Source organism: Eubacterium xylanophilum ATCC 35991, assembly GCF_000518685.1.
In the GTDB taxonomy this organism is placed as follows: Bacteria; Bacillota; Clostridia; order Lachnospirales; family Lachnospiraceae; genus Eubacterium_F; species Eubacterium_F xylanophilum.
The window spans coordinates 31,876-57,304 of the sequence record NZ_KI912473.1 but is presented as its reverse complement, the minus strand read 5'-3'; the positions used below and the strand labels follow the sequence as shown (position 1 = coordinate 57,304).

Annotated in this window: 20 protein-coding genes and 2 tRNA genes; 1 reads left to right on the top strand and 21 read right to left on the bottom strand. The window is 40.6% G+C overall.

Features of this window, described 5'->3' with window-relative positions:
- Window positions 1-125: 125 nt before the first annotated feature.
- The 13 genes from L877_RS0110420 to L877_RS0110360 all read right to left on the bottom strand — a co-directional run bounded on the left by L877_RS0110420 (window position 126) and on the right by L877_RS0110360 (window position 11,014).
- A tRNA-Ser gene (locus tag L877_RS0110420) sits at window positions 126-214 on the bottom strand.
- Window positions 215-276: 62 nt separating this feature from the next.
- Window positions 277-362, bottom strand: a tRNA-Ser gene (locus L877_RS0110415).
- Between the two features lie 97 nt (window positions 363-459).
- Complete coding sequence (tsaD, locus tag L877_RS0110410; protein ID WP_026836021.1) at window positions 460-1,485, bottom strand: tRNA (adenosine(37)-N6)-threonylcarbamoyltransferase complex transferase subunit TsaD; 1,026 nt, start codon at window positions 1,483-1,485, stop codon at window positions 460-462.
- Window positions 1,478-2,329 carry a DUF6715 family protein gene (locus tag L877_RS13690; protein ID WP_026836020.1) on the bottom strand — a complete coding sequence of 284 codons (852 nt, stop codon included), beginning with the start codon at window positions 2,327-2,329 and terminating at the stop codon, window positions 1,478-1,480. Before L877_RS13690 ends, tsaD begins: the two co-directional genes overlap by 8 nt.
- A gap of 29 nt (window positions 2,330-2,358) precedes the next feature.
- Window positions 2,359-3,267 carry a ribonuclease Z gene (locus L877_RS0110400; protein WP_026836019.1) on the bottom strand — a complete coding sequence of 303 codons (909 nt, stop codon included), beginning with the start codon at window positions 3,265-3,267 and terminating at the stop codon, window positions 2,359-2,361.
- Between the two features lie 12 nt (window positions 3,268-3,279).
- On the bottom strand, window positions 3,280-4,002 hold the full coding sequence (gene tsaB, locus L877_RS0110395; RefSeq protein ID WP_026836018.1) for a tRNA (adenosine(37)-N6)-threonylcarbamoyltransferase complex dimerization subunit type 1 TsaB: 723 nt from the start codon (window positions 4,000-4,002) through the stop codon (window positions 3,280-3,282).
- Window positions 4,002-4,424, bottom strand: a complete 423-nt coding sequence (tsaE, locus tag L877_RS0110390; RefSeq protein ID WP_026836017.1) for a tRNA (adenosine(37)-N6)-threonylcarbamoyltransferase complex ATPase subunit type 1 TsaE — start codon at window positions 4,422-4,424, stop codon at window positions 4,002-4,004. Before tsaE ends, tsaB begins: the two co-directional genes overlap by 1 nt.
- 1 nt (window position 4,425) lies before the next feature.
- Window positions 4,426-4,926, bottom strand: a complete 501-nt coding sequence (locus L877_RS0110385) for a YcxB family protein (protein WP_026836016.1) — start codon at window positions 4,924-4,926, stop codon at window positions 4,426-4,428.
- Window positions 4,927-5,051: 125 nt separating this feature from the next.
- Entirely contained in the window at window positions 5,052-6,152 is a 1,101-nt protein-coding gene (moeB, locus tag L877_RS0110380; protein WP_026836015.1) for a molybdopterin-synthase adenylyltransferase MoeB, read from the bottom strand.
- A gap of 16 nt (window positions 6,153-6,168) precedes the next feature.
- Window positions 6,169-7,605, bottom strand: a complete 1,437-nt coding sequence (locus L877_RS0110375) for an RsmF rRNA methyltransferase first C-terminal domain-containing protein (RefSeq protein ID WP_026836014.1) — start codon at window positions 7,603-7,605, stop codon at window positions 6,169-6,171.
- Window positions 7,602-8,933, bottom strand: a complete 1,332-nt coding sequence (locus L877_RS0110370; RefSeq protein ID WP_026836013.1) for a replication-associated recombination protein A — start codon at window positions 8,931-8,933, stop codon at window positions 7,602-7,604. Before L877_RS0110370 ends, L877_RS0110375 begins: the two co-directional genes overlap by 4 nt.
- Window positions 8,934-8,965: 32 nt before the next feature.
- On the bottom strand, window positions 8,966-9,592 hold the full coding sequence (locus tag L877_RS0110365) for a YigZ family protein (RefSeq protein WP_026836012.1): 627 nt from the start codon (window positions 9,590-9,592) through the stop codon (window positions 8,966-8,968).
- 243 nt (window positions 9,593-9,835) lie between these two features.
- The gene (locus tag L877_RS0110360) at window positions 9,836-11,014 is read right to left on the bottom strand and encodes a hypothetical protein (RefSeq protein WP_026836011.1); all 1,179 of its coding nucleotides are present in this window, start codon (window positions 11,012-11,014) and stop codon (window positions 9,836-9,838) included.
- Window positions 11,015-11,163: 149 nt separating this feature from the next.
- Between L877_RS0110360 and L877_RS0110355 the strand changes: the two genes are divergently transcribed.
- Window positions 11,164-12,708, top strand: a complete 1,545-nt coding sequence (locus L877_RS0110355) for a hypothetical protein (RefSeq protein WP_242837150.1) — start codon at window positions 11,164-11,166, stop codon at window positions 12,706-12,708.
- Window positions 12,709-12,970: 262 nt separating this feature from the next.
- On the opposite strand, the gene L877_RS0110350 is transcribed toward L877_RS0110355, so the two are convergent.
- The 8 genes from L877_RS0110350 to gltX form a co-directional block, all read right to left on the bottom strand.
- On the bottom strand, window positions 12,971-14,149 hold the full coding sequence (locus tag L877_RS0110350) for a hypothetical protein (RefSeq protein ID WP_026836009.1): 1,179 nt from the start codon (window positions 14,147-14,149) through the stop codon (window positions 12,971-12,973).
- Complete coding sequence (locus tag L877_RS0110345) at window positions 14,136-14,537, bottom strand: hypothetical protein (RefSeq protein WP_026836008.1); 402 nt, start codon at window positions 14,535-14,537, stop codon at window positions 14,136-14,138. Before L877_RS0110345 ends, L877_RS0110350 begins: the two co-directional genes overlap by 14 nt.
- A gap of 267 nt (window positions 14,538-14,804) precedes the next feature.
- Complete coding sequence (locus tag L877_RS0110340) at window positions 14,805-15,986, bottom strand: hypothetical protein (protein WP_026836007.1); 1,182 nt, start codon at window positions 15,984-15,986, stop codon at window positions 14,805-14,807.
- Window positions 15,987-15,997: 11 nt separating this feature from the next.
- Window positions 15,998-19,360 (bottom strand): DNRLRE domain-containing protein, encoded by a 3,363-nt coding sequence (locus tag L877_RS0110335; protein ID WP_026836006.1) that lies wholly within the window; start codon window positions 19,358-19,360, stop codon window positions 15,998-16,000.
- 240 nt (window positions 19,361-19,600) lie between these two features.
- Window positions 19,601-21,184, bottom strand: a complete 1,584-nt coding sequence (locus L877_RS0110330) for a xylulokinase (protein ID WP_026836005.1) — start codon at window positions 21,182-21,184, stop codon at window positions 19,601-19,603.
- Window positions 21,185-21,342: 158 nt separating this feature from the next.
- Window positions 21,343-21,843, bottom strand: a complete 501-nt coding sequence (locus L877_RS0110325; protein WP_026836004.1) for a hypothetical protein — start codon at window positions 21,841-21,843, stop codon at window positions 21,343-21,345.
- 186 nt (window positions 21,844-22,029) lie between these two features.
- Window positions 22,030-23,895: an ATP-dependent helicase gene (locus tag L877_RS0110320; RefSeq protein WP_026836003.1), complete on the bottom strand. Its 1,866-nt coding sequence runs from the start codon at window positions 23,893-23,895 to the stop codon at window positions 22,030-22,032.
- 77 nt (window positions 23,896-23,972) lie between these two features.
- Window positions 23,973-25,424 (bottom strand): glutamate--tRNA ligase, encoded by a 1,452-nt coding sequence (gene gltX, locus L877_RS0110315; RefSeq protein ID WP_026836002.1) that lies wholly within the window; start codon window positions 25,422-25,424, stop codon window positions 23,973-23,975.
- Window positions 25,425-25,429: the final 5 nt, after the last annotated feature.

Here is a 25,429-nt window from a genome sequence, read left to right as displayed (position 1 = left end):
CAAAAGCACCTCGCTTCTTCCGCCACTGGCGGCGCTTCGGTGCTTTTGCCCGCGCCGTACGCGGCGCTCGGGTTCTTCCCTTTCTCCGAAAAAAAACAGACCGCTTTCGCGATCTGTTTTTTTTACGGAGAAGGAGGGATTTGAACCCTCGCGCCGCTATTAACGACCTACTCCCTTTCCAGGGGAGCCCCTTCAGCCACTTGGGTACTTCTCCAAAGACTATATTAATCATTATTACAAAAAACATGGCTTGCAAGAAAATCTTACAAGCCAAAACGGAGAGGGTGGGATTCGAACCCACGCGCCCTTTCGGACAAACGGTTTTCAAGACCGCCTCGTTATGACCACTTCGATACCTCTCCATGCGTCAGTCACTAGTATAGTATACCAAAGTCACTGTCCTTATGTCAAGCACTTTTTTAAATTTTTTGGAGTTTTTTTTTCAAAATACCATGTATATCACTTTTCTCCCAACTTGAGTCCGGGAATAGCATTGAGATCAAGACCATCTCTCCTTCCAGAGATATACTCATAATATCCAGCTGCACCAATCATTGCGGCATTATCCGTACAGAATATCGGTTCGGGATAGTAGAGAGAAAAGCCTTCCTTCTCACAAGCGCGGACCATTTTTCTTCGAAGACCGTTGTTACATGCCACACCACCTGCCATGGCAATCTTAGAGATGCCATGATCGTGAGCCGCTAGGATTGTGTGATCTACCAGAACGTCCGTCACTGCATCCTGAAATGACGCTGCAATATCAGCCTGATTGTACTCTTCGTTCTTCATCTTGCACCCATTGATATAGTTGAGAACGGCCGACTTAACACCGCTGAAACTGAAGTCATATGGCGCATTCTCCACACTCGCACGAGGAAAATATATGGCCTCTGGATTGCCAGATGGTGCAAGCTTATCAATCTTAGGACCGCCCGGATAACCAAGGCCGATGGACCTAGCCACCTTGTCAAATGCCTCGCCTGCCGCGTCATCCCTAGTCCTTCCGAGGATTTCATATTGGCCATAGTCCTTTACAATTACCAGATGACTGTGACCGCCGGAAACCACCAAGCACAAAAAAGGTGGTTCCAAATCCGGATGACAGATATAGTTTGCCGAAATGTGGCCCTCGATATGATGCACTCCAATAAGCGGCTTCTTCGCCGCAAAACTGATTGCCTTAGCCGCACCGACTCCCACAAGAAGCGCACCTACGAGCCCTGGACCATAGGTTACGCACACACCATCTATATCAGCAAGCGCAACGCCTGATTCGGTGAGCGCTTCTTCTATAACTTGATTAATGTTCTCGATATGCTTTCGCGAAGCGATTTCAGGCACCACTCCGCCATATAGTTTGTGCAAGTCAATCTGTGAAGAAATCACATTGGATAAAACTTGCCTTCCATTTCTGACAACTGCTGCCGCAGTCTCGTCGCATGACGATTCTATTGCAAGTAAAGTTATATTATCGCTAGTCATTGGTATCCTCTTCTTCCTCTGTTTTCTGCTCTTTCTCCTCAACCTTACGTCGAAATACATGTATTTTCCATTTTCCACCCTCATTTATCAGGATAAATTCATGATAACTTTTGCCGTAATTTCGGCCCCAATTCATGAAATAATACATCTGGAGATAGGCGCACTCCTGTCCGTTAATTTCCTTATAAATTACCGAACTATTTTTATCGACATTGTAATTAACAAGTCGCTTTTTATCTTCTTTAAACCGCTTTCTCTCAGCGGAAATATTCTGCAAATGTGTATCTCTCGGATTGGCGCTTAGAAGCTCCGAACTATAAAGTTTTCTAAGTTGATCCAGAACCTGTCCCAGCTCCTCATCCGTGATATTATCATTATAAATACACTGGCTGATTCGCGAGTAAAGCTTCACAACTTCCGAAGGCGTGGCCGGATAGGCCAGCTCCAAATCTTTATTAATCAGCTTTTGAACCTCCGTTGCAGCCATGGTATCGCTCTCTATATTGACCGTCTGCTTCTTGTGTCTCGAAAACGCGATGATTACTCCAATCACGATCAAACAAATGACAAAGGCAAATATTCTGACATCGGCAAAACGCTTAAAAAAGCCAGAACTCCCCTTTTTCTTGGGCTTGTCAGGCCTCTTTTCAAGACCATCTCCCCCGGGCCTAAATCCACCCGGTCCGAAAGCTCTAGGATTGCTGGAATTATCTGCACCAGAAGCAACGCGTCGTCCCATGCGACCCGTTCTCTCCACTCGAACCCCTCGGTCCAATCTGCTACGGACCTGTTCGTCTCTATTCAATCTCCTATCTGGCACTTCATTCGTCTTATCTTCCTGCATCCTATCACCTCCTTGTCCCCTATGCCTCTCTAGTCTTCAAATTTCAGCTCGCGAAACATCCTATCTTTGCCAAATCGAGTCCCAGGAAAAATATTCCGAACCTCTTCCTTGTACTGCTCAGGCCTAAACAAAGATGGGCTATAATGAGTAAGCCACAATTCAGACACATGCGCCTTGGCGGCAAGCTCTGCTGCCTCATACATTGTCATATGCTTTTTCTCCTTGGCGCTGGCAATCTTCTCTTTTTCGCCGTACATTCCCTCACATATAAAGAGGTCAGAACCCTCTGAGTAACTGACGATATCCTCCGTAGGACGAGTATCGGTACAATACGATAGCTTGATTCCTTTTCTTGTTGGACCAAGAACCATGTCCGGTGTGTATTCCCTGTCATCTATCGTAACATTTTCCATCTTCTGAAGTCTACTCCAAGCCTTCATCGGCACTTGATTGGCCGCAGCCTTGGTCGGATCAAACTTGCCACTTCTGTGAATCTCCACAGTATATGCATAACAGAGTACATTGTGATTCACCTTATACGCCTTAATGTCATAGCCCTTAAAATCCATCTGGAAACTGTCCCCTTCAAACTCTATCAAATGCAGCTCAAACGGGAGCCTCTGGGCTATAATCAGTATTGAATTAACCACTTTGCGCAATCCCTTGGGCCCTATAATGGTCACCGGCTCAGTGCGATCTGCATTTCCCATAGATAGCAAAAGTCCAGGAAGTCCACTAATATGGTCGCCATGAAAATGCGTAATACATATCAAATCAATTGGATTAAAACTCCACCCCTGGCTTCGAACGCTGACCTGCGTCCCCTCACCGCAATCTATAAGCATACTGCTTCCGTTGTAGCGGAGCATAAGCGCCGTCAACGCCCTTTTGGGCAACGGCATCATTCCTCCACATCCAAGCAGACAAACATCTAACATCTTTTCCTCCTGTCAGTTCTTCTCTTTCCCTTTTTGTGCTTCTTCTCTTTCTCTCTCCGCCTGAGATTTTCTCAGATAAACAGGCGCAAACTCCGCAGCACTCACATACTCTCCCTGATTATACAACGCTTCTCCTAACTCTACCAGGGAAACAGCATTTTGATAACGCCTACTTGGACGAACAAATTCTGCACCTTGGAACATTTTACCTATCTGTTCCTCATAAACAGGCACTCCATCGCCCAGAAAAATTGGACATTTCTCCCCATCGGCAATATCCGCAGCTTTTCGGGCTGCCTCCGTGGCGGGAACAACATCCGGTTCCACTATAACCTCCGGGATTCCCCGATTAATTCTATATATTCCATAATACACCTGACTTCTTCTAGCATCCATAATAGGGCAAACTATCCTACCCTCTTCTGCTATATTGGCCGCCAAACTCATAAGCGACGAAACTGCCACAACGGGCACACCCAAAGTCCAAGCAATTCCCTTTGCAGTTGCCGCTCCAATCCTAAGCCCCGTAAATGATCCGGGTCCGGCACTCACTGCCACACAGTCAATCTCGCCTATATCAACCTGTGCCATCTCCAACATCTCGTCGATCATAGGCAACAGCGTTTGAGAGTGTGTCTTCTTGTTGTGAATAGTATATTCACCCACTATCACCCCGTCTACCATAAGCGCAACACTTGCCACAAGTCCTGAACTATCTATTCCTAATATCTTCATTATTCGTCAACCTCGATTTTTCTGTAGTCAAAGCCCTTTTCAAAATCCTTTGAAATTCGTACCTTTATGGCATTTTCCGGAAGCAACTCCTCAATCATGGAAGGCCACTCCACGATACATACTCCCTCACCAAAAAAATATTCCTCATATCCTATATCGTACATCTCCTCAGGATCCCCGATTCTGTACACGTCAAAATGGAAAAGCGGTAACTTTCCCTCTCTATACTCTTGTACAATTGTAAATGTCGGACTGGTAATTGGCTCTTCTATACCTAGCCCCTCAGCAAACCCCTTCGTAAACACAGTCTTGCCAACTCCCAAATCCCCCTCCAGAAGGATAATCGCTCCAGGCTTTATAGCTTCAGCCATCTCTTTACCAACACCAAAAGTGTCAGCTTCACTTAAACTCTCATAAATCATGTTAGTTGTCCTTCGTCTTCTCTCTTACAAATTCAACAATCTCATCAAACTTCCCATCACATTCTGTAGCAGGCAATATAAACGCAGAAACAGCATTCATATAAATATACAATGCCGCTTTATCCGCAACAACTTTGCGAACATTTTTCCACTCCACATCGACAGTCCCAACCACGTTAGTGACCGTCATCTTGTCTTCACCAAATTCATAGTGAAATGGCTTTTTGAACGCCTCCGTCTTAAGCTGCGCCTGCCCCTTGATAATCAATGTAATTGGTTGAACTACTAGAAACAATCCAATCAATCCAAACAAAAGAATCTTCTGGGCTATAATCAAGTTATTCCAAAAAAGAATCAACCCAACCAAAGCCGCCACACTAATTAATATACCTGTCAATCCCGACATTCCACGATAATTGTTTCTCAACAAAAACTTGCTGAGAGTCTTGCCATCAACCATCACATCAATTTCAAATCTATTTTCTGATTTGTTTGCGTCCATATTTCTCTCCATATCTCCAAATAGGGATAAAACCCCATGTTATTATCTTTCATTCCTATTTTATAGGACAATGAACAAAAAATCAAGTTTTTTGGGGAAGTCTGTGTGATTTTCAATATACGATATTACAATGCGCAACCCTCCATGGTATACTCCCCCGCATTTTCCTTTATTCCTTTTATATCCGCATGTTCTCCGCAAACGCGACAATTAGGGTTCTTGTTTGGGAGTTTTACAATTCGGGTATTCATTGTTAAGCCATCGAAGACAAGCATTTTGTTGGTAAGGAGTTCTCCCGCGCCGGTGAAGTACTTGATTGCTTCGAGGGCTTGGATGCTGCCGATAGTTCCGGCCATGGCACCGATGACACCGGCTTCAGAGCAGTTTGGGACGCTACCTTTGTCTGGGATTTCTTCAAATATACATCTGTAGCAGGAGCTCTCTCCCGGTACGTACGTCATTACTTGACCATCAAACCTAAGAATTCCTGCGTGTGTGAATGGCTTTTTTAATAGAACACAGGTGTCATTTATCAAGAATTTTGTCTCAAAATTATCTACGCCATCCACTACAAAATCATACTCAGAAATAATTCTCTCAGCATTTGACGGGGTCAAATATTCTGAATACGTCACAATCTTAATCTTACTATTTAATCTTTCTAGCACTTTTTTGGCTGCCGCGGCCTTATTCTCGCCAAGCATAGTTTCATTAAAAGCAATCTGCCTTTGGAGGTTAGTCATACTAACCTCATCGGCATCGACTATTCCAATTTGTCCGATACCGGCTCCGGCAAGATACAATGCTGCGGGGGAGCCTAGGCCACCTGCCCCCACAATTAGCACTTTGGCATTCTTGAGTTTTAGCTGGCCTTCACTTCCGATCTGTGGGAGGATGATTTGGCGATCGTACCTGATCAATTCGTCTTCATCATAGTTCTCCGCATTTTGCCTGAGCCACTCTCTAAAACCACCCTCGAGATTATATGCTTCGTAGCCCGCATCTCTCAGCGCATGCACAATTGGCTTGCTGTTCTTGCCATAGGTGCAATAGACTACGTATTTCTTTGTTTTGTCAAGAGGAATCACTTCGTCGGCCATAGCTACATCTTCCAAAGACACTGCGCCGTCTACGTGACCATGATTATAAGAAATCTCGCCTCTAATATCCACAAATACTATATCTTCCTTATTCCATCCACGCAAATCATTTATTGAAATATTCATAATTATACCTCATTTATCACTTCATTCTCCATCCCTGGTGGTACTTATTTTTCAGGGTCGAGCCCGTATTCTTCCCCCAACCAAGAGGATATCCGTCAACACAAACAAGTACCCATGCGCCCTTTTCACCGGCTGCATCACGTTCTCCCTCTTCGATATTTATAGTCTCACCCTTCAAGTACTTTTCCACTCGTGGGTCGGTCGATGCCAGGTCTAGCAGATGCGCGTATTCTGAACTCTTAAGCGCCACTGCCAGGGACTGGCTTGGCTCAAATCTCTTCTTTTTGATTTCTCCCAAAAACAACCCACTTCTGAGGAAGCGAAGTTTTATGGACTTTGTAAATTCATCTGGCATCAAGTAAACCATACCATTCTTGTTTTGAAGGTGATATCCTTCAAATTCACTTTTAATATTTTTCAAAAATGTTCCGACAAGCTCGCGATCCTCGCCTTTAAGCGGCCCTAATATATCATTTTTTTTTTTTGATTTTTTACTGCTCACGTTTTCGATTGTCATCGCCTCTGAGCCAGCCATTTCCGCCGTAGTACGCTTATGAAATAGGGCCAGAAAGTGTCCCTCGCCGTCCACATTATGAGGAAATATTCTCACGCATTTTTCTATTGACTTATCCGAGCTATTGATTAGTTCCGGATTACCCTTTCTAAAGCCCTCATATCCCTCGATATCGATAAGTTCAAGAGAATCATCCAAGCTCAATGCATATTCCACTGTGCCCTCATTTTCAATTGGGGAAAATGTGCAAGTCGAGTAGAGAAGCATACCTCCTTCGCGGAGCATCGGTATCGTGCTGTCGAGAATTTCTCTTTGAAGCTTGCTGTAAAATTCCGGACCATTTTTCTCCCATGCCTTTATCATCGATGGGCTTTTGCGAAACATGCCCTCGCCGGAGCAAGGAGCGTCCACGAGTATTTTGTCAAAAAAGCTCATGAAATCAGGGCGAAGCGCCTCTGGGTATTCGGTTGTTATAAGGCTGTTCTTGATGCCAAAAAGCTCGATATTTTTGAGGAGTGCCTTGGCGCGCTTAGCACTGATATCATTGGCGATGAGAAGTCCCGTGCCATCCAGTTCAGCGCCTAATTCTGTGGCTTTTCCGCCGGGAGCGGCACACAAATCAAGCACCCTGTCTCCTTTGGATATCGGAAGTCGGGACGCCGGAGTCATCGCGCTTGGATCCTGTAAATAATATAGCCCCGCAAAGTAATATGGATGCTTTGCCGGCTGGCTTTCCTCGTCATAGTAGAATCCATTGGATATATATGGAATCTTGCGGATTGGAAAGGGCGCGATGCGCTTAAATTCTTCGACGGAAATCTTGGAAGTATTGACGCGAAGCCCATACTGCCTAGTATCCTCCGTGGTGGACAGATAAGCCTCATACTCATCTCCAAGTATTCTCTTCATCTCCACAAGAAATGTTTCTGGTAAATTCATGATTCTTCCCTCATTTTTCTCAGTTTTTTCATCCTCTCTGCGAGGCGGGTTTCATAGCCTTGATCGCTTAGTTCGAAGAAACTCACGCCCTGCATCTCTTCCGGCAAATAGTTTTGAGTAGAAAAATGTTCCGGAAAGTCGTGGGCATACTCATAACCAATCCCTCTACCAAGCTTGGCAGCACCACCGTAGTGAGCATCTTGGAGATGCGATGGAACTCCGTGTTCCGGACTATTTTTCACATATTCAAGTGCGCTGTCAATTGCCATAATAGACGAATTGCTTTTTGGGGCACAGGCCACATAAAGAGCTGCTTGCGCCAACACTATCCTGGCTTCCGGCATTCCCAGGCGCTCAATCGCCTGAGCCGCCGAAGTTGCTACTACTAGGGCGTTTGGGTCGGCATTGGACACATCTTCTGAAGCGCAAATCATGATACGGCGTGCGATAAACTTGATGTCCTCGCCGGCATTTAACATTCTGGCAAGATAATAGACGACTGCGTCAGGATCTGAGCCGCGCATACTCTTGATAAATGCAGATATGACGTCGTAGTGGTTATCGCCGGATTTGTCATATCGGACACTTCGGCGCTGGATACACTCCTCGGCCACGCTAAGGTTGATGTGAATCTTGCCATCATCCCCTTTTGGTGTCGTGAGAACTGCTAGCTCCACGGCATTTAGAGCTTTCCTGGCATCGCCACCGCTCACATCAGCCAAGAAGTTCAAAGCCTCGTCATCAATACATGCATTATAAGTTCCAAGACCTCGCTCAACATCGGTAATTGCACGGGTTATGAGCATTTTAATATCATCTATAGCAAGTGGTTTTAATTCAAAAATAATCGACCGGGATATCAGCGCTCCGTTGACCTCAAAGTAAGGATTCTCGGTGGTTGCGCCAATCAAGATAATAGTCCCGTCCTCCACAAAAGGCAATAGATAATCCTGCTGTCCCTTGTTGAATCTATGAATCTCATCGATAAATAGGATTGTCTTGCGATTGTTCATGGCAAAGTTTTGCTCTGCCTCTTCCACTACTTCCTGCATATCTTTCTTTCCTGCAGAAGTGGCATTTATCTGACGAAAATATCCCTTTGTCGTCGCTGCAATCACCTTTGCCAGCGTAGTTTTACCGGTTCCCGGCGGTCCATAAAAGATTACAGAAGTCAACTTATCCGCCCTTATTGCCCTTGCAAGCATCTTATCCGGACTAACAATATGCTGCTGTCCCACTACTTCATCCAGACTCCTCGGACGCAATCTTGCCGCCAGCGGAGATTCTTTTTCCTTATTTTTTTCTCCCATATATTCAAAAATATTCAAACGTTTCACCTCGCAACTTTAGCGCATATTCCCTATACTTCCACCCAGCACTCTTCACTCTTCTCCAGCTCACATTTGCCACCTGTTTTCTCTATGATATCAGCTTCAAAGCGAGCGGCACTATCCTTGTGAATATTGTATCGAAAGTTTACTCTCTCACCGTACTGGGCATCAACTTCAACAGCACCTGCCATCTCAGCGATATACTGAATCTTCCCCACTAGGCTATAGTCAATTCCAACTTCAAACGAAAATCCTCTGACCTTTGTTTTCATCTCGCATGCAGCAATACCTGCCTTAGTGGATTCAGAATAAGCACGAACCAGTCCCCCTGTGCCAAGAAGCGTCCCGCCAAAGTACCTGGTTACAACAACTAGTACATTGTACAAGTTCTCTCCCAAAATCACATCAAGCATCGGTCTGCCCGCCGTACCAGACGGTTCTCCATCATCACTACAGCGCTCAACCTCTCTGTCATCTCCAACCGTATAGGCAAAACAGTTATGCCTAGCATCGTAGTACTTTTTCTTCATTTTAGATATAATCTCCAGTGCTTCTTCTTCACTTTCCACCGGAAAAACATTGGCAATAAAGCGAGACTTCTTCTCTACAATTTCACCGGTCCCACCTTTTACCACAAGTTTCATATCATTATCCATTAAAATATTCCCCTCTATAGGATATCACACTTCGACTAAGTGTCTTCTATTATGCACTATCCCAAATATTCACTAGGCGTATTATAACATATAATGTTGCACATATCAATGTTTACAGAAAGTTGGTGGTAGCCCAGGTTTTTGTTCGAAATCTAAGGTACCCCCAAAAAGTTAAACTTTTTGAGGGTACCGCATTTGCCTTTATAACATTGCTTGTGATATAGACACTAATTTGTGCAAAACTTATTCTTCAACAACGACAGAATAACTTAGCTGATTTTTCAAAAACCAATCTGCAACCTCTCGGTTTGGTGCAATAAATCTATCAATATGATTATAGGGGCCATAATAACATATCCATTCAGCCGACTTTGCACTTCTTACACTAAACTTTTTACCAAGTCTAATTTGTAGACTTCTAAAAATAGAACCAACTCTTTCAAACATTCCATCAAACACTTCAACGTTGGATGTATCAAAATTATCTCCTAAATCCAACATCAAATCTCCGTGAGTCATTGGATTGTACTGATAAAATGCTCTAGTCAAATTTTTTATCTTTTCTGTATATAAATTCTCAAAACCTCGAATGTCCGAGATTCCACAACATAAATACGATGAATCTTCATTTGCTATAACACCTCCATCCTGGGCTATAGTCATTTCATATTTGTTATTACTATCCCTATCTGTATACCATGCAATAACAGTTTTGTTCTGCTTTTCTGATAAGTCAAATTGATTAATAGCATCCTTAGGTACATCAATAACAGATGAATATGTCAATGTTTCAATGTCAAATCGCAACACATTCGTACCATAAAAATAATATGCATCGTATCCTTCTACTCTTTCTATGGCTCCACCATTTTCGTCCATTCTAGGTAATTCTGTGCATTTTGCTGGTTCAGCCATCAACTTATCCTCTGTTGGAATATGCGTTGGACGCTCAGATTCCACAGGCATTGTCGTTGATTGTGGTGTAGGCGCCAAAGTTGCCACTGGGGCAGGAGTTGCTTTGTTCACAGGTGTTGTAGCTATTGCAGCTGGTTTGATTGATTTGCTTTTCGCTGCCTTCACAGTAATCTTACATACCAACTTCTTGCCTGCAACCTTGCACAAAACCTTAGCTTTTCCTGTCTTCTTACCTGTCACTTTTATTGAGGCTTTTGACTTAGATATCTTGATCTTAATATGCTTCTTGCCTGATTTAACTGACCATTTGGCTTTCTTAAGTTGTTTTTTATTTGCTCCTTTGAGCATTATTTTTTTTGTTTTTCCAATATTTACTTTAATATTTTTATGATTTAGCACTACTGCCCTGGCATTTGATATATCGCTGTTATATAACATCCCACATATCAACGATAATATAAATAATCTAACCATAAACCTATTATTAACATATTTATTAAATAGCATTAATTCATCCTCCTTTAAATCCAATAATCTCTCGGAATCTCTAAGCCATTATTTATAAGGCTTTCGGATTCCATTTTTTATAAAATCCCCCACTTTTTTTGCAAAAAACACTTGACAAATACCGCAAAAAATGCGGCGCTTCGCGCCTATTGATTAGTAAGAAACCGTCGCTTGCGGCGGCAAATATTTTTCAATGTGGAGGCGATTTTATGTTACCTGTTAATTGCGGCAGTCATGAAGACTACCAGAACTTTGTTGTTTCTAATCTTCGTAAATATTATCCTGATCCTGATGCCCTTGCTAAATCTACCTGGGACATCATTGAACGCTTTTGGCATCTTGACCTTTCTGAAACGGATATTATTTTAGCTGATAAATATTCCAAGTTTGGACCTGCTCCAAGAACTCCATCCTGTATGCAACGCTCCTATCTTTTATCTATTGATTTTAAAGTTACTTCTTTGACCGAATGGTCTGCCCAACTTAAAATCAATCCCTTGTATGCTATCCTAAGTGGTTTTGAAGTAGGCGATACTCCGGGTGTTGGTACTTTTTATGATTTTTTTAACCGTTTATGGGATTCTGATGACAGCAACCTTTCTTCTCATATCCACCCTGTAAAAAACAAGGTGAAGAAACCTAGAACAAAAGGGGCTAAAGCCGAATCCATTGAAAAAATCACCGTTGCCGAACTTCTCCCTCAGCTTGAGGACACTGTTTTTGTTTCTGAACAACAGCCTTATTATTCCATGCTTCAAATATATAAAAAACAGTTCCTTGATGTGTCTGTTTCCAAAGGATTAATCAATAAGAATTCCTTATCTATCGCAGGTGACGGCACTCCTTTTGTTACTTCTCACAGAATGAGAACACACCGTATTTGTAACTGTGCTGAAAAAGGAATTTCTAACTGCAACTGCGACAGGTTTTTTTCCCAGCCTGATTGTGACATTGGATGGGATTCTTCCAGAAACTGCTGGTATCACGGATACGATTTATATATGCTAGTTGCATCCGATTCTGAGAGTGACCTTCCTGTTTTCCCTTTATTAAATCCTGCTTCTAAACATGATTCCCATGGATTTCTGGAAACATTTTTTAGAATGAAGTCGTTTCTTCCGGATTTCAATGTTACAAAGTTACTCCTAGATTCCGCCCATGACGCAATGCCTATCTATGAATACTGTAAGCATAAAAACATCATACCTTTTATTGACTTGAATGAAAAACGCGGCATCAATGTCAGATACAAAAACGACTTTACTATCGGTAAAGACGGTATTCCTGTCTGTAAAGAAGGCCTTCGTATGAATCATGACGGCTGTGAGCCATCTAAGCACCGGTTAAAGTTTAGATGTCCACTTGCAAGCAGAAAAAACGGCTGTTCCTGTGAGCATCCCTGCTCTGATTCAAAATATGGCAGGACAGTACACCTTGCCATGAAGGACAATCCAAGATTGATCAACATACCGCCTCGTGACAGTGAGGATTGGAAAACAGAATTTAATGCAAGGACCTCTGCAGAACGTTCCAATAAACGTGAGAAATTAGACTTTAAATTAGAAGACGGCAGACACCGCTCAACTAAAATGTGGTACTGCCGCCTATATCACATCATGATGCTACAACATCTTGATGCGTGGGATATGCCCTATGAATCTGCCCTGAGAAAGTTGATTCTACAAACGGCATAATCCTAATTGGATTATACACCCTTTCCCGGCATAGCGACAATCGTTATGTCTATTTCTCATGTCTTTTTTTATCTTTTTCGAATAATATTCACTTTTCAATGTTCATTGTCAACCAAGTTAATCATAATCACTCAAGATTCCGAGAGATTATTCCATCTACATTTTTTTGAGCTATCACTCAATTGTTACTTTAACTATCTCTCCGGCTTTTAATGTTTTGTCTCTTCCATCAGGCATGATAACTGTTGCAATTGAACTATTGTCACGCTTTCTCTAAGACAACCGTTGTTTCAGCCCATGGCTTTTTACTCAATACCCATGTTTCAACATCTTGGTTTGAAACTATGATACTTTTTATCTTATTATTTAGGGCTTGAAAAAAAACATGTTCTGCAGACTTACAGTTTCCAACATCAAACTGTTTTCCAAGACGTATAGTAACTCTAGTAAAGATGCTTCCCGTTCGTCCAAACATTTCATCAAAAATTTCTACTTTCGATGTGTTAAAATAATCTCCAAGATCCAAGTATTCACTACCTTCATTATTGCCAGGCATATATTCATAGAATGCCCTTGTCAAATCTTTAACATTATCAGTATACAGGTTTTCCAAACCTTTTATCTCTATCATCTCGCTACAAAAGTATGATGAGTCTTCATTAGCTATGACACCACCATCCTGAGCTATTGTCATCTCATAATAATCGTCTTTATCAACATCCGTATACCATGCAATAACACTTTTGTTCTGTTTGGCAGATACATCAATCTGACCAATTGCATCACTTGGCACATCTATTTTTGACGAAAAAGTCAATAATTCTATATCAGATCGAAGAATATTAGTACCATAAAAATAATATCCTACATAGTCTCCAATTCTCTCAATAGGAAAGCCTTGCTCATCCATTATTGGTAATTCTGTACACTTAGCTGGTTCAGCCATCAACTTATCCTCTGTTGGAACATGCGTTGGACGCTCAGATTCCACCGGCATTATCGTTGCTTGTGGTGTTGGAGCCAAAGTTGCCACTGGCACAGGAGTTGCTTTGTTCACAGGTGTTGTAGCTGTTACAGCTGGTTTGTTTGGTTTATTCTTTACTGCCTTCACAGTTATCTTGCATACCAATTTCTTGCCTGCAACCTTGCACAAAACCTTAGCTTTTCCTGTCTTCTTACCTGTCACTTTTATAGATGCTTTGGATTTAGATACCTTGATTTTTATGCACTTCTTGCCTGATTTAACTGACCATTTGGCTTTCTTAAGTTGTTTTTTATTTGCTCCTTTAATCTCAATAGTCTTGGTTTGACCCAATACAATCTTTACAGCTTTACATCTTAATGATACACTCTTGGCATATATGCTCGCTTCTTCTGTAATACTACAAACAAGCAGTGATAAAACTACAAAAAATATAATATTAAGCTTATTTTTTTTCATCAGAACTCTCCTCTTGATCACTTTGATCATTCTTCTTATATGCAAGACCTGCTTTATATTCATCATATTCAGTTATCACAGGTGATTCTTTTGATAATTCTCTCGGAAATGATACATCTTTATCTGTATTAGCACCCTCATAAACATATCCATCCGTTCCATATAATACAGCCTTGTGCTTTCCATTTCCAAGGTTATAAATAGTTGAATTTTCAGTTAATACATTTTTTGTATTACTTTCCTTTTCCGCAGCTATTACTTCTGAATAATTCCTTCCATCGCTCACAGACGCTCCTCTAAATGACAATGCAGATGCAATAATAGACATCGACAAAGCACCCGAAATAACGCGCACTTCAATAGTATTAAGTTTCTTCTTCCCTTTCAATTTTATCCTCCTAAAAAAATATTTTGACTTGATAATAGTGTATTTCGTGGTTCAAGTCTTATTGTTCGGTATATAATTAAGCTTAAATGCAGTACCAAAAGTCATTATAGCATAGCAGGAATACTGTGTCAAGGTTGATACAATAACCAGATGGTAGCCCAGGTTTTTGTTCGAAATCTAAGGCACCCCCAAAAAGTTAAACTTTTTGAGGGTACCGCATTTACCTTTATAACATTGCTTGTGATATGGCACTAATTTGTGCAAAACTTATTCTTCAACAACGACAGAATAACTTAGCTGGTTTTTCAAAAACCAATCTGCAACCTCTCGGTTTGGTGCAATAAACTTCTCAATATAATTATATCCGCCATGATAACATATGCCATCTGATGACTTAGCACTTTGGACACTAAATCGCTTACCAAGACGTATTTCAAGTCTTCTAAAAATTGTGCTCACTCTTTCAAACATGCCGTCAAATATTTCCACTCCGGATGTGTCAAAATAATCTCCCAAATCGAGCACTTCATTTTCAGGACTCCTAGTCGGAATATACTGATAAAATGCTCTGGTAAGATTTTTCATCTTTTCCGTATACAAATTCTCAAATCCTCTCACATCCGACAAGCCACAACACAAATATGATGAATCCTCGTTCGCTATTACTCCTCCTGTCTGAGCTATAGTCATTTCATATTTGTTATTACCATCCCTATCTGTATACCATGCAATAACACTTTTATTCTGTTTTTCAGATACATCAAATTGATTAATAGCATCCTCCGGCACATCAATAACAGATGAGTATGTCAATGTTTCAATGTCAAATCGTAACACGTTTGTACCGTAAAAATAATATGCATCGTATCCTTCTGCTCTTTCTATAGCTCCACCATTTTCGTCCATTCTAGGTAATTCTGTGCATTTCGCTGGCTCTGCCATCAACTTATCCTCTGTTGGGATGTGTGTTGGACGCTCAGATTCCACTGGCATTATCGTTGCTTGGGGTGTAGGCGCCAAAGTTGCCGCTGGCACAGGAGTTGCTTTGTTCACAGGTGTTGTGACTGTTACAGCTGGTTTGTTTTGTTTGTTCTTTACTGCCTTCACAGTAATCTTACATACCAACTTCTTGCCTGCAACCTTGCACAAAACCTTAGCTTTTCCTGTCTTCTTACCTGTCACTTTTATTGATGCTTTTGACTTAGATACCTTGATTTTTATGCACTTCTTGCCTGATTTAACTGACCATTTGGCTTTCTTAAGTTGTTTTTTATTTGCTCCTTTGAGACGGATTTTTAAGCTTCTTCCAACATTCACAATTTTTTTAGTTGATGTTAGAGATACAGTCCGAGCTTGCAATACTGTATCTCTCTGTATAATTCCACAAAACAAAGTCAGCATAATTATAACCGCTATTCTTCTTTTATTAATACTATTAATTGCCATCATTCTGATTCCTCCTACTTAATTTCTATTCTGGTACTTTCTTTAGCTTTTAAAGTTATTCTTTCTCCATTCGGTTTAATAACATGTATAGAATCTTTATTGCTACTATTAGTCAATTTATATGTTCCAGATGTAGTCGCATAGTGATTGACAGACGAATCTGAACTATAATATCTCAAATATTCTTCTTCACTATAAACCCTGTTACCATCATCATTTATTACCTCAACTTCTGCATCTGCAATTAACATATTCTTATATTCCTCATTTAAATCCAAATATGAATTATATGACATGTTAACCGAATTATCGTAAATCAAATCATACAGCTTACGTCTTTTTTTATAGAAACTAACCACGTCTAATAAATTAGCATCATCATAAGAATCATATCTAAATTTCCATAATCCAGATTCTTTTTTTACCGTCGCATAAGATTCTTGACCAGGTTTATTAGGATCATAAAGTTTTATTTCATATAAAGTATCATTCTTTTTATTTATTGATATAGGTACAACAACATGTCCAGTTACGTACATTATATATCTGTTTACATCTTCTTTCATAAGTATGTCTGCTAACCCCTTGGGATTTTTAAAAGTTTTCATAAAGTCATCGTGCCATCTATCATCCCATCTGTTCTTATCACTTGCCACAGATGGATACTCTTCCGACAACAATGCCTGTGAAATCATCAAATATTCTATCAAATCTCTCAATCGACTATCCACTCTAGTGGAAGAATCTGTTATACCATAGCAATAATCTGTATTTCTATCCACCCCTGATGTAAGTCTTTTTATATCATATATTCCATTTCTAAAGAAAACTGCTGCAATACTCATTCCAAAGCAAGATCCTTCCCATGTCTCGCTTTTATATATTTGCGTTCCCAATTTGTCCCCGAACAAAGCAACATACTTTTCTTTCTCTATCTTATAGCCTTCAGGGTAATTAAAACTGCTCCCAATATTTACAAAGGAATATCCATCTTGTGTAGGACTAAACTCTTTAGTCACACACTTCCTCGTGTTTCTATCATATGATGCAGGCTTAACATCAACTGCAGCCATACATATTGTATTTCCAGAGTAATCTTTTGACTCCTCAGTATTCTTCTTCCACTCTGAGTCTTTATCAGCATCTCGCTCTAATGCATAATGCAAGATAGAGTACTTTGCTCTCGCATTTACATCAGCGAAATGAACTTCATAGCTTTTCAACTTTCGGTCATCAATTGCAACTAGCTTAGATGAACCCTTCAAAGGATTACTTGAGTATTCTGACTGAACATTGTTATCATATATGTTTGTCGTTATTATTTCCGCGGCTTTTTTATAGTTATCCTTTGATGTCTCAACCTTCATATCAACAATTGGATTGTGTGAATCTACACTTTTAAATGTTTCACCTCCCTTTAACACATCTGTCATATATGACATTTCGCTTTTATACAAGTATCTAGTCTTTATTTTGGGAACTATCACAGCTTGGATCCCTGTTATACTGCTGTCATCCTCATAATCTCCAGACTCCTCACCATCGCTTGCCCATCCAAGCCAACCTCTTTTTGTCGAGTATGTTCGATAGTATACTGAATAACCATTACTTTTATTATTGCTTCCTACACTATCATATATTTCAGCTTGAATAGCTTTTATTTTTCGGCTTGAATGACCTCGATATTCATTATCATTAGCCCATTCTGACCAACCTATTCCTTCATTATAAACTCTATATTTAATTCCGGCAAAGGAATATCCATTTGTCTTTGATTTCATTCTTACACCAGTTAGAGCGACTTTTGAATGAATGTCTCCACAAGTCTTTCCATCCTGCTCCTCATCTGCCCATGAATAATCAGAACAAGTACCTGAATATAGCAATTCTGGTGTGGCAGAGTAATTTATATCATAATACTCTACTTCAAGCTTCGGTATATTGGATTTATTATATGCAAGAGTGCTGAACATCCACATCTTTTTTGAAGTTTCTGGATCACTTGCTGCAAATTTGAATCCATATATACTCTCGTCATTTCTCGTTCTCTCGTATATCTGTTCATTATCAAGATTTACTTCTATTTTCTCACTTGCTTTAGAAGTCTCTATGTGAGCTAAAGGAACATCCTCACTCTTAGGCTGATTGCTATACCTTACACTTGTTGGCGAAAAACTTGATGTCAGGTTATAGATATCAACTCCCATATTTTTCGATGAATCTACCGTTTTAATTGTCAACTTGACTTTATCAATATATTTTCCTGTAACAGGACCATTCAAACCACCAAAACGCAAGAATGCGGTGCACTGGTCTTCAGCTTTTTCGCGACCTCCAACGCACATAATATTAAGATTAGATCCCTTATATGTTTTTTCTGGATATGCTTTTGACACATAAGCTGAATCACACTTATATGCATTTGACTCATCCCATGAAATGGTTGGATCAATCTTTACTGGATATGTAGTCTTCTTTGACTTCAAGAAACTATCATCTACAACTACTGCAAGTGTATAATTATACTTACCTCCACTACTTTCATCAAGCTTAAATGTATAATTACATTTCTCACTATAGTTTCCTTTGGCATCCATCATATATGCTGCAGGGATTTCTCCAACAACTTTTTCTTCGGCAAAGTCGTATATATATAAACTTTCTCCATCTGATGCTTTATAGTTCTTTTTGAGGCTGACATTATCTTTCTTCATATCATCCAAAGTTATTATACCACAATTCTCAAAGCTTGCCGAAAATTTATATGAATTCTGATCTGGTTTTTCTACAAGTACAATATCTTCTTTTACGCCTTTATTAGTTGGTGTATAAGTCAGGTTTACATCTTCATCTACTTTCAAATATGAAATACCAGTTTTCTTATTCTTACCTGATATTTTACTCGTCTCAACCTGAATCTCTTGATCACTTTGATCATTCTTCTTGTATGCAAGACCTGCTTTATATTCATCATATTCAGTTATTACAGGTGATTCTTTTGATAATTCTCTCGGAAATGATACATCTTTATCTGTATTAGCAACCTCATAAACATATCCATCCTGTGCATCTTCCACCGGCATTTTTTTAATACTTGTATCATAGTCTATCCAATTTCCGGATTCGTCCTTGTATCTTACATCCGTTCCATATAATACAGCCTTGTGCTTTCCATTTCCAAGATTATAAATAGTTGAATTTTCAGTTAATACATTTTTTGTATTACTTTCCTTTACTGCAACTTTTACTTCTGAATAATTCCTTCCATTGCTCACAGACGCTCCTCCAAATGACAATGCAGATGCAATAATAGACATCGACAAAGCACCCGAAATAGCGCGCACTTTAATAGTATTAAGTTTCTTCTTCCCTTTCACTTTTTATCCTCCTAAAAAAAATATTTTGACTTGATAATAGTGTATTTCATAATACAAGTCTTATTACTGTAACGGTATTTATTATAACATGGAATTTTTTCTTTGTCAATAGCAATAATATTCATGGTTTCTGTCTGAACTTATTATAATAATTGTCTTACAAGCAGTATGCGATTCCAATATTAGACCCCGACTTACACCAAGTAAACCGGGGTCCAATATATGATTAATTATTTACTATTACATCGTCTTAACTGCTTCAGCCTCAATCGCAAGACCTTTCTTATAAAGCTCTATAAACTTATCAAATCCTATTACATCGCTTTCAACCGGTGACATTTCTTTACCTTCTGCCCCTTTGAAAACTTTATTTTCAAGGAATTCATCTAAGCTCATTCCACTTTCCATCATAAATGCTGCCAAAAGCGCCATGCCCCAAGCTCCGCCTTCACCGGCAGTTGCCATTACAGACACCGGTGAATTGATAGCTGCAGCAAGGATTCTCTGTCCAACACCTTCGGTTTTGAAGAGACCACCATGGCCGTAAATCTTATCTATCTGAACATTTTCATTTTTTAATAAAATATCAAGTCCAACCTTCAACGCACCGAGGGCAGTAAACAAGTTTACTCGCATAAAATTAGCTAGATTAAACTTTGAATCAGGTCTTCTGACAACCATAGGACGTCCTTCTGAAAAACCGGTAATATGTTCGCCGGAGAAGTAATTATATGCAAGGATTCCGCCGCCGTCGGCGTCTCCCTCAAGCGCTCTATTATATAGAGTTCCGTAAATCTTATCCATGTCAGCATCCATTCCCATAGCGTCGGCAAACTCCTTGAAAAGTCCTACCCATGCATTGAGATCCGATGTACAATTGTTGCAATGAACCATGGCAACCGGCATACCAGCAGGTGTTGTCACCATATCTATTTCCTCATAGCACTTTGACAGAATATCTTCCATTACTATCATGGCAAATACGCTAGTTCCGGCAGACACATTACCAGTCCTAACCTTTACACTATTTGTAGCAACCATACCCGTTCCGGCATCACCCTCCGGTGGGCATAGAGGAATCCCGGCTTCGAGATCACCATCTGGATCAATCAGCTTTGCTCCCTCTTCCGTAAGAAATCCAGCGCTCTCTCCCGCCAACAAAACTCCAGGGAAAATATCCCGCAACTTTTGATTAAATCCCTTTGAAGCTGCTAATTCATCAAACTTAGCAATCATATCCTCATCAAAGTCAAACGTCTTGCTGTCTATCGGGAACATTCCTGCTGCCTCGCCAATTCCAAGGACCTTCTGACCTGTTAATTTCCAGTGAACATAACCCGCCAAAGTAGTTTGATAACTTATCTTGTCCAAATGTTCCTCACCATTTAATATTGCCTGGTACAAATGAGCTATACTCCAGCGCTGCGGAATATTGAAACCAAAAAGTTTAGTGAGTTCTGCAGAAGCCTCAGCCGTCATAGTATTTCTCCATGTTCGGAATGGAACCAAGAGATTATCCTCTGCGTCAAATGCCAGGTAACCGTGCATCATAGCACTAAAGCCCATAGCACCAACTTTGGTCAACTTCACGCCATATCGATCCATAACATCTTTCTTGAGTTCAGCGTAACAGGACCTCAATCCGCCCCAAATATCATCCAATGTATATGTCCATACGCCGTCTACAAGCCTATTCTCCCATTCGTGCCCCCCCTGAGCTATCGGCTCGTTGTCCGCACCAATCAAAATCGCCTTTATCCTCGTAGATCCAAATTCAATCCCCAGAAACGCTCTTCCATCTTCGATTATTTTCTTTGTTTCCATGTGTCAACCTTTCTTCAGGTGAAATATTCTGCCAAGTATCTTGCTCACCTGCATGCAAAATACCTTTACATAACAATAGGCGCCTAACGGCACCTATTGATATTAATTTAGTTGATTTTTCATACTTTCCCTAGCGTGTCCAGTCGGAATAAAACCCCTTACTGTGCAACTAACTTCTTGTTCTTCTTCATAGAAGAAAGCATAGTCTTAGCTGCTTTCATATAATTGCCTTTCATAGAGCTTGGGAAACACATCTGGAACTGGATCAGACCATTTTTAATAACGACCACTCCTGTCTCCACAATACTGCCTCCTGACTTGTAGTAGTACAAGCCCTCGCTCTTAGTTGCTTTAAGCACTTTGGCTTTCTTACTTTTCTTAGCGGTATTAACTATTGCCTTTGCAGACTTCTTGTTAACCTTATAAGATGCATATACTGTCGCCCGAACTCTACCATCTGCAGTCTTCAAGATAACGCCATCATCATTACTATATGATGACTGACTGGTGAGAGATGTAGGAACTTTAACTTTGTAATTGTACCTATTGTTCTTGTAGGTTCTGAACTTAAGTTTTGCTGCATCTGAGTTAACAGATGTAGCGGCAAATGCTACGGCAAACGCAATAATAATACACACAACTCTTCTCAATACATTCATAGTGCCAGCCTCCTTTTCCAAAACACCGGCCCTGCAAGTACTACACGACCAATGTTACAAAATTTGATTGTCCACCAATCACACATTACTTTCTCACGGTATATATTATACACTAGAATGCGAAATATGTCAAGTCAGGAGACTTTAAGTTCATATAAACTTAACACATTATTAACATTTATGACTTTATTCGTTAATACTCTGTATATTCGATGGTTGCTTGATTTCTTCGAGAAAAATGCTCGGAGAGGCATCCCTTCCATTCCGCTTTGTCACATAGGATATGTGAAGGTTCTTCCTTGCACGCGTCATTGCAACATACATCAATCTTCGTTCTTCCTCCTCACTCTCTTCCGTCGTAGACTTAGATGAGGGAACCACCCCTTCGTTGATATCAGGCAAAAATACCACGTCAAACTCCAGCCCCTTCGAGGCATGCATAGTCATAAGCGCCACGCCACTCTGCTCTTCTTCCTTTTTTTCGTTAGCTCTTCGCTCCATCTCCTCACCATACTCCTCGATGTGCACAAGCCAATCCTCCAAGGTTGGAATATCAGAAGCATCCTCGCGTATCTCTTCTACCAAATCCATAAAATCCTTGGAATCAATTCCTCGCTCTTGGCAAAACTCCTTCAGATAGTCCTTATATCCTATTATATTATATATGTAGTCGATCGCCGCATAAGGAGCCAATTGCTTCATATTAAAAATGTCATTTTGCATCTCATTGATTCTATCGCACATATAGGGCTTATCTCTATAGTAATTATATAACTCGCCAAATACCACTTCTGATTTCTTGATTGCATCGCGACTTATATACCTCTTAGGCTTATTGACTACTTTCAAAAACAAGTCTCGACTGCGATCTCCCAGGGCAATCTTGACATAAGCAATCAAATCTTTTGCCACCCAATGTTCGAAAATATTCTGCACTCTGTCTTTCATGACAAAGTCAATATTATACTCCATGAGTTTTCTGGCAATTATATTCATCTGCCTAGACGTCCTAAAAAGCACTGCGAACTCATCTATAGGCGTCCCCTTCTCCATATAATCTCTTATCTTCTCTATTATTTCATCCGCTTGCACAAATACATTGGGATAATTGGCCACAACAACAGCTTTTCCCTTTCCCTTCTTAGCCACAATATTCTTTTCAAATCGAGTTTTATTGTGAGTAATTAGATTTACTGCTGTGCCAAGAATCTGCTCCGTACACCTGTAATTATCTCCAATAGAAACCCTAGTAAGCCCCGGATATTCCTCTGGAAAAGACAACATTATATCAGGTCTGGCTCCCCTAAAACCATATATTGATTGATCGTCATCTCCGACAATAAATAGATTGTTTTTTGGTGCCGCAAGCATCCTTAGATTCTCATATTGTAGCTTGTTAATATCTTGAAATTCGTCCACCAATATGTAGTCAAACATCTCACGCCATTTATCTAAAATATCAGCGCGCGCTACAAAAAGTGCATGAGTATAGCTAATCATGTCATCAAAATCAATATATCTATTTTTTCTAAGTTTTTCTTGATATGTCTTGAAAATCTTCCGAAATACAGACTCCGGACACGAGGTCGAATAATACATATTTATGTCAATCCCCTCGCCTTTGATCTTTCCTATCTCTCTTTCTATATTCTCTATGAACTCACCTTTGTCCTCTACATCGTCATATCTGGCACTTATAATCGCCTCTTCCAAAAATCTATACTTGAGCTTGGCGCTGATAATATTCTTAGCTGTGAGGCCATATGCGCCCCTCAGAATATGAAAAAAAAGAGAATGAAATGTTCCGAAGCGCACGGGCAACATTTTTCCCTCTGTAATAGACTCAAACCGCTCACGCATCTCAACAGATGCAGCCTTTGAGAAAGTGACCACAAGAATTTTTTCAGGTGGAACACCCTTTTTAAATATTAGATTTTTTACTCTGTTAGTTATCACTGTAGTCTTGCCGGTCCCTGGCCCCGCAAGTATCATCGCCGGACCATTTTCATGCTCGATAGCAGCTTTCTGTTCTTTGCTCAGTCTAACCCCCATGTTATATGCCTTTCTAATGTCTTACAAGCAATTATAAGCTCCAACCACGGTATTCCCACAGTTGGAGCGTATGTATCTTAACTTAATTTTTCTATTCCTATGCGTATCCTGCGGAGAGATTCTTCTTTGCCGAGAATCTCCATTATCTCGTAGGCACCACCCGGTGTCATCTGCTTGCCTGATACAGCTGTTCTAAGTGGCCATAGAGCCTGTCCATTCTTGCAGCCCTTGCCTGCGACATAATCCATGGCAACTTTCTCGATAGACGGAATCGAGTAATCCTCAAGTGCCTCAAACAGCGGAAGCATCTCCTTCAATACCTCAAGAGAATTCTCTGAATTGGTCTTCATCTTCTTGTGAGTATACATAGCTATATCATACTCAGGAAGCTCCTGGAAGAAGTCAATCTTCTCTGTAATATCAGGGAATACTTCAATCCTTGTCTTAACCAAATCGGCAATCTTCTTGATATCCAAATCCTTGGTAATAGTTTCCTTTATTACAGGGAGAGCATACTCATAATAGGTCTCGTCGTCCATCTTCTTGATATACTCACTGTTCATCCACTTGAGCTTAACAATATCAAATACAGCCGGAGATTTGCTAATTCTAGTGTAGTCAAATTCCTTGATAAGCTCGTCCATTGTGAATATTTCCTGATCAGAGTTAGGACTCCAACCGCAGAGCGCCATATAATTGACGATGGCCTCCGGCAAAAATCCCTGCTCTAACAAATCCTCAAATGATGAAGAACCTGAGCGCTTAGCAAGCTTCTTGTGGTTCTCATCTGTGATAATAGGACAATGAATGTAGATTGGAATATCCCAGCCAAATGCCTCATAGAGGCGGTTGTACTTAGCCGCACTTGACAGATACTCATTTCCTCTTACCACGTGGGTAATCTCCATGAGGTGATCGTCAATAACATTGGCAAAGTTATATGTTGGATATCCGTCTGCCTTAATGAGGACCATATCATCCAGATCCTCATTAGGCACGGTAATGTCTCCATATAAGATGTCATTGAACACTGTATGCCCCTCTGTCGGATTATTTTGACGTATAACATAAGGAACTCCAGCATCAAGCTTGGCCTGAACTTCTTCCTTGGTCAGCTGAAGGCAGTGCTTGTCATACTTGGCCACTTCGCCTCTCTTCTCCGCCTCCTTGTGAAGATCTTCTAGTCTTTCCTTGTCGCAGAAACAGTAGTATGCTTCGCCCTTCTCTACCAATTGCTTGGCATACTCAAGGTACATCCCCGTAGCAACTCTCTCACTCTGTACATATGGTCCATAACCTTTGTCCTTATCCGGCCCCTCATCATGAATGAGACCAGCCTTGGCGAGAGTATTGTAAACAATCTCCGTTGCTCCTTCTACGTATCTATTCTGGTCAGTATCCTCGATTCTGAGAAGAAAATCTCCTCCCTCGTGCTTCGCAATAAGATACTCGTATAGTGCCGTCCTTAAATTACCGACATGCATGCGTCCTGTGGGACTTGGTGCAAATCTTGTTCTAACTTTTGACATCGTTT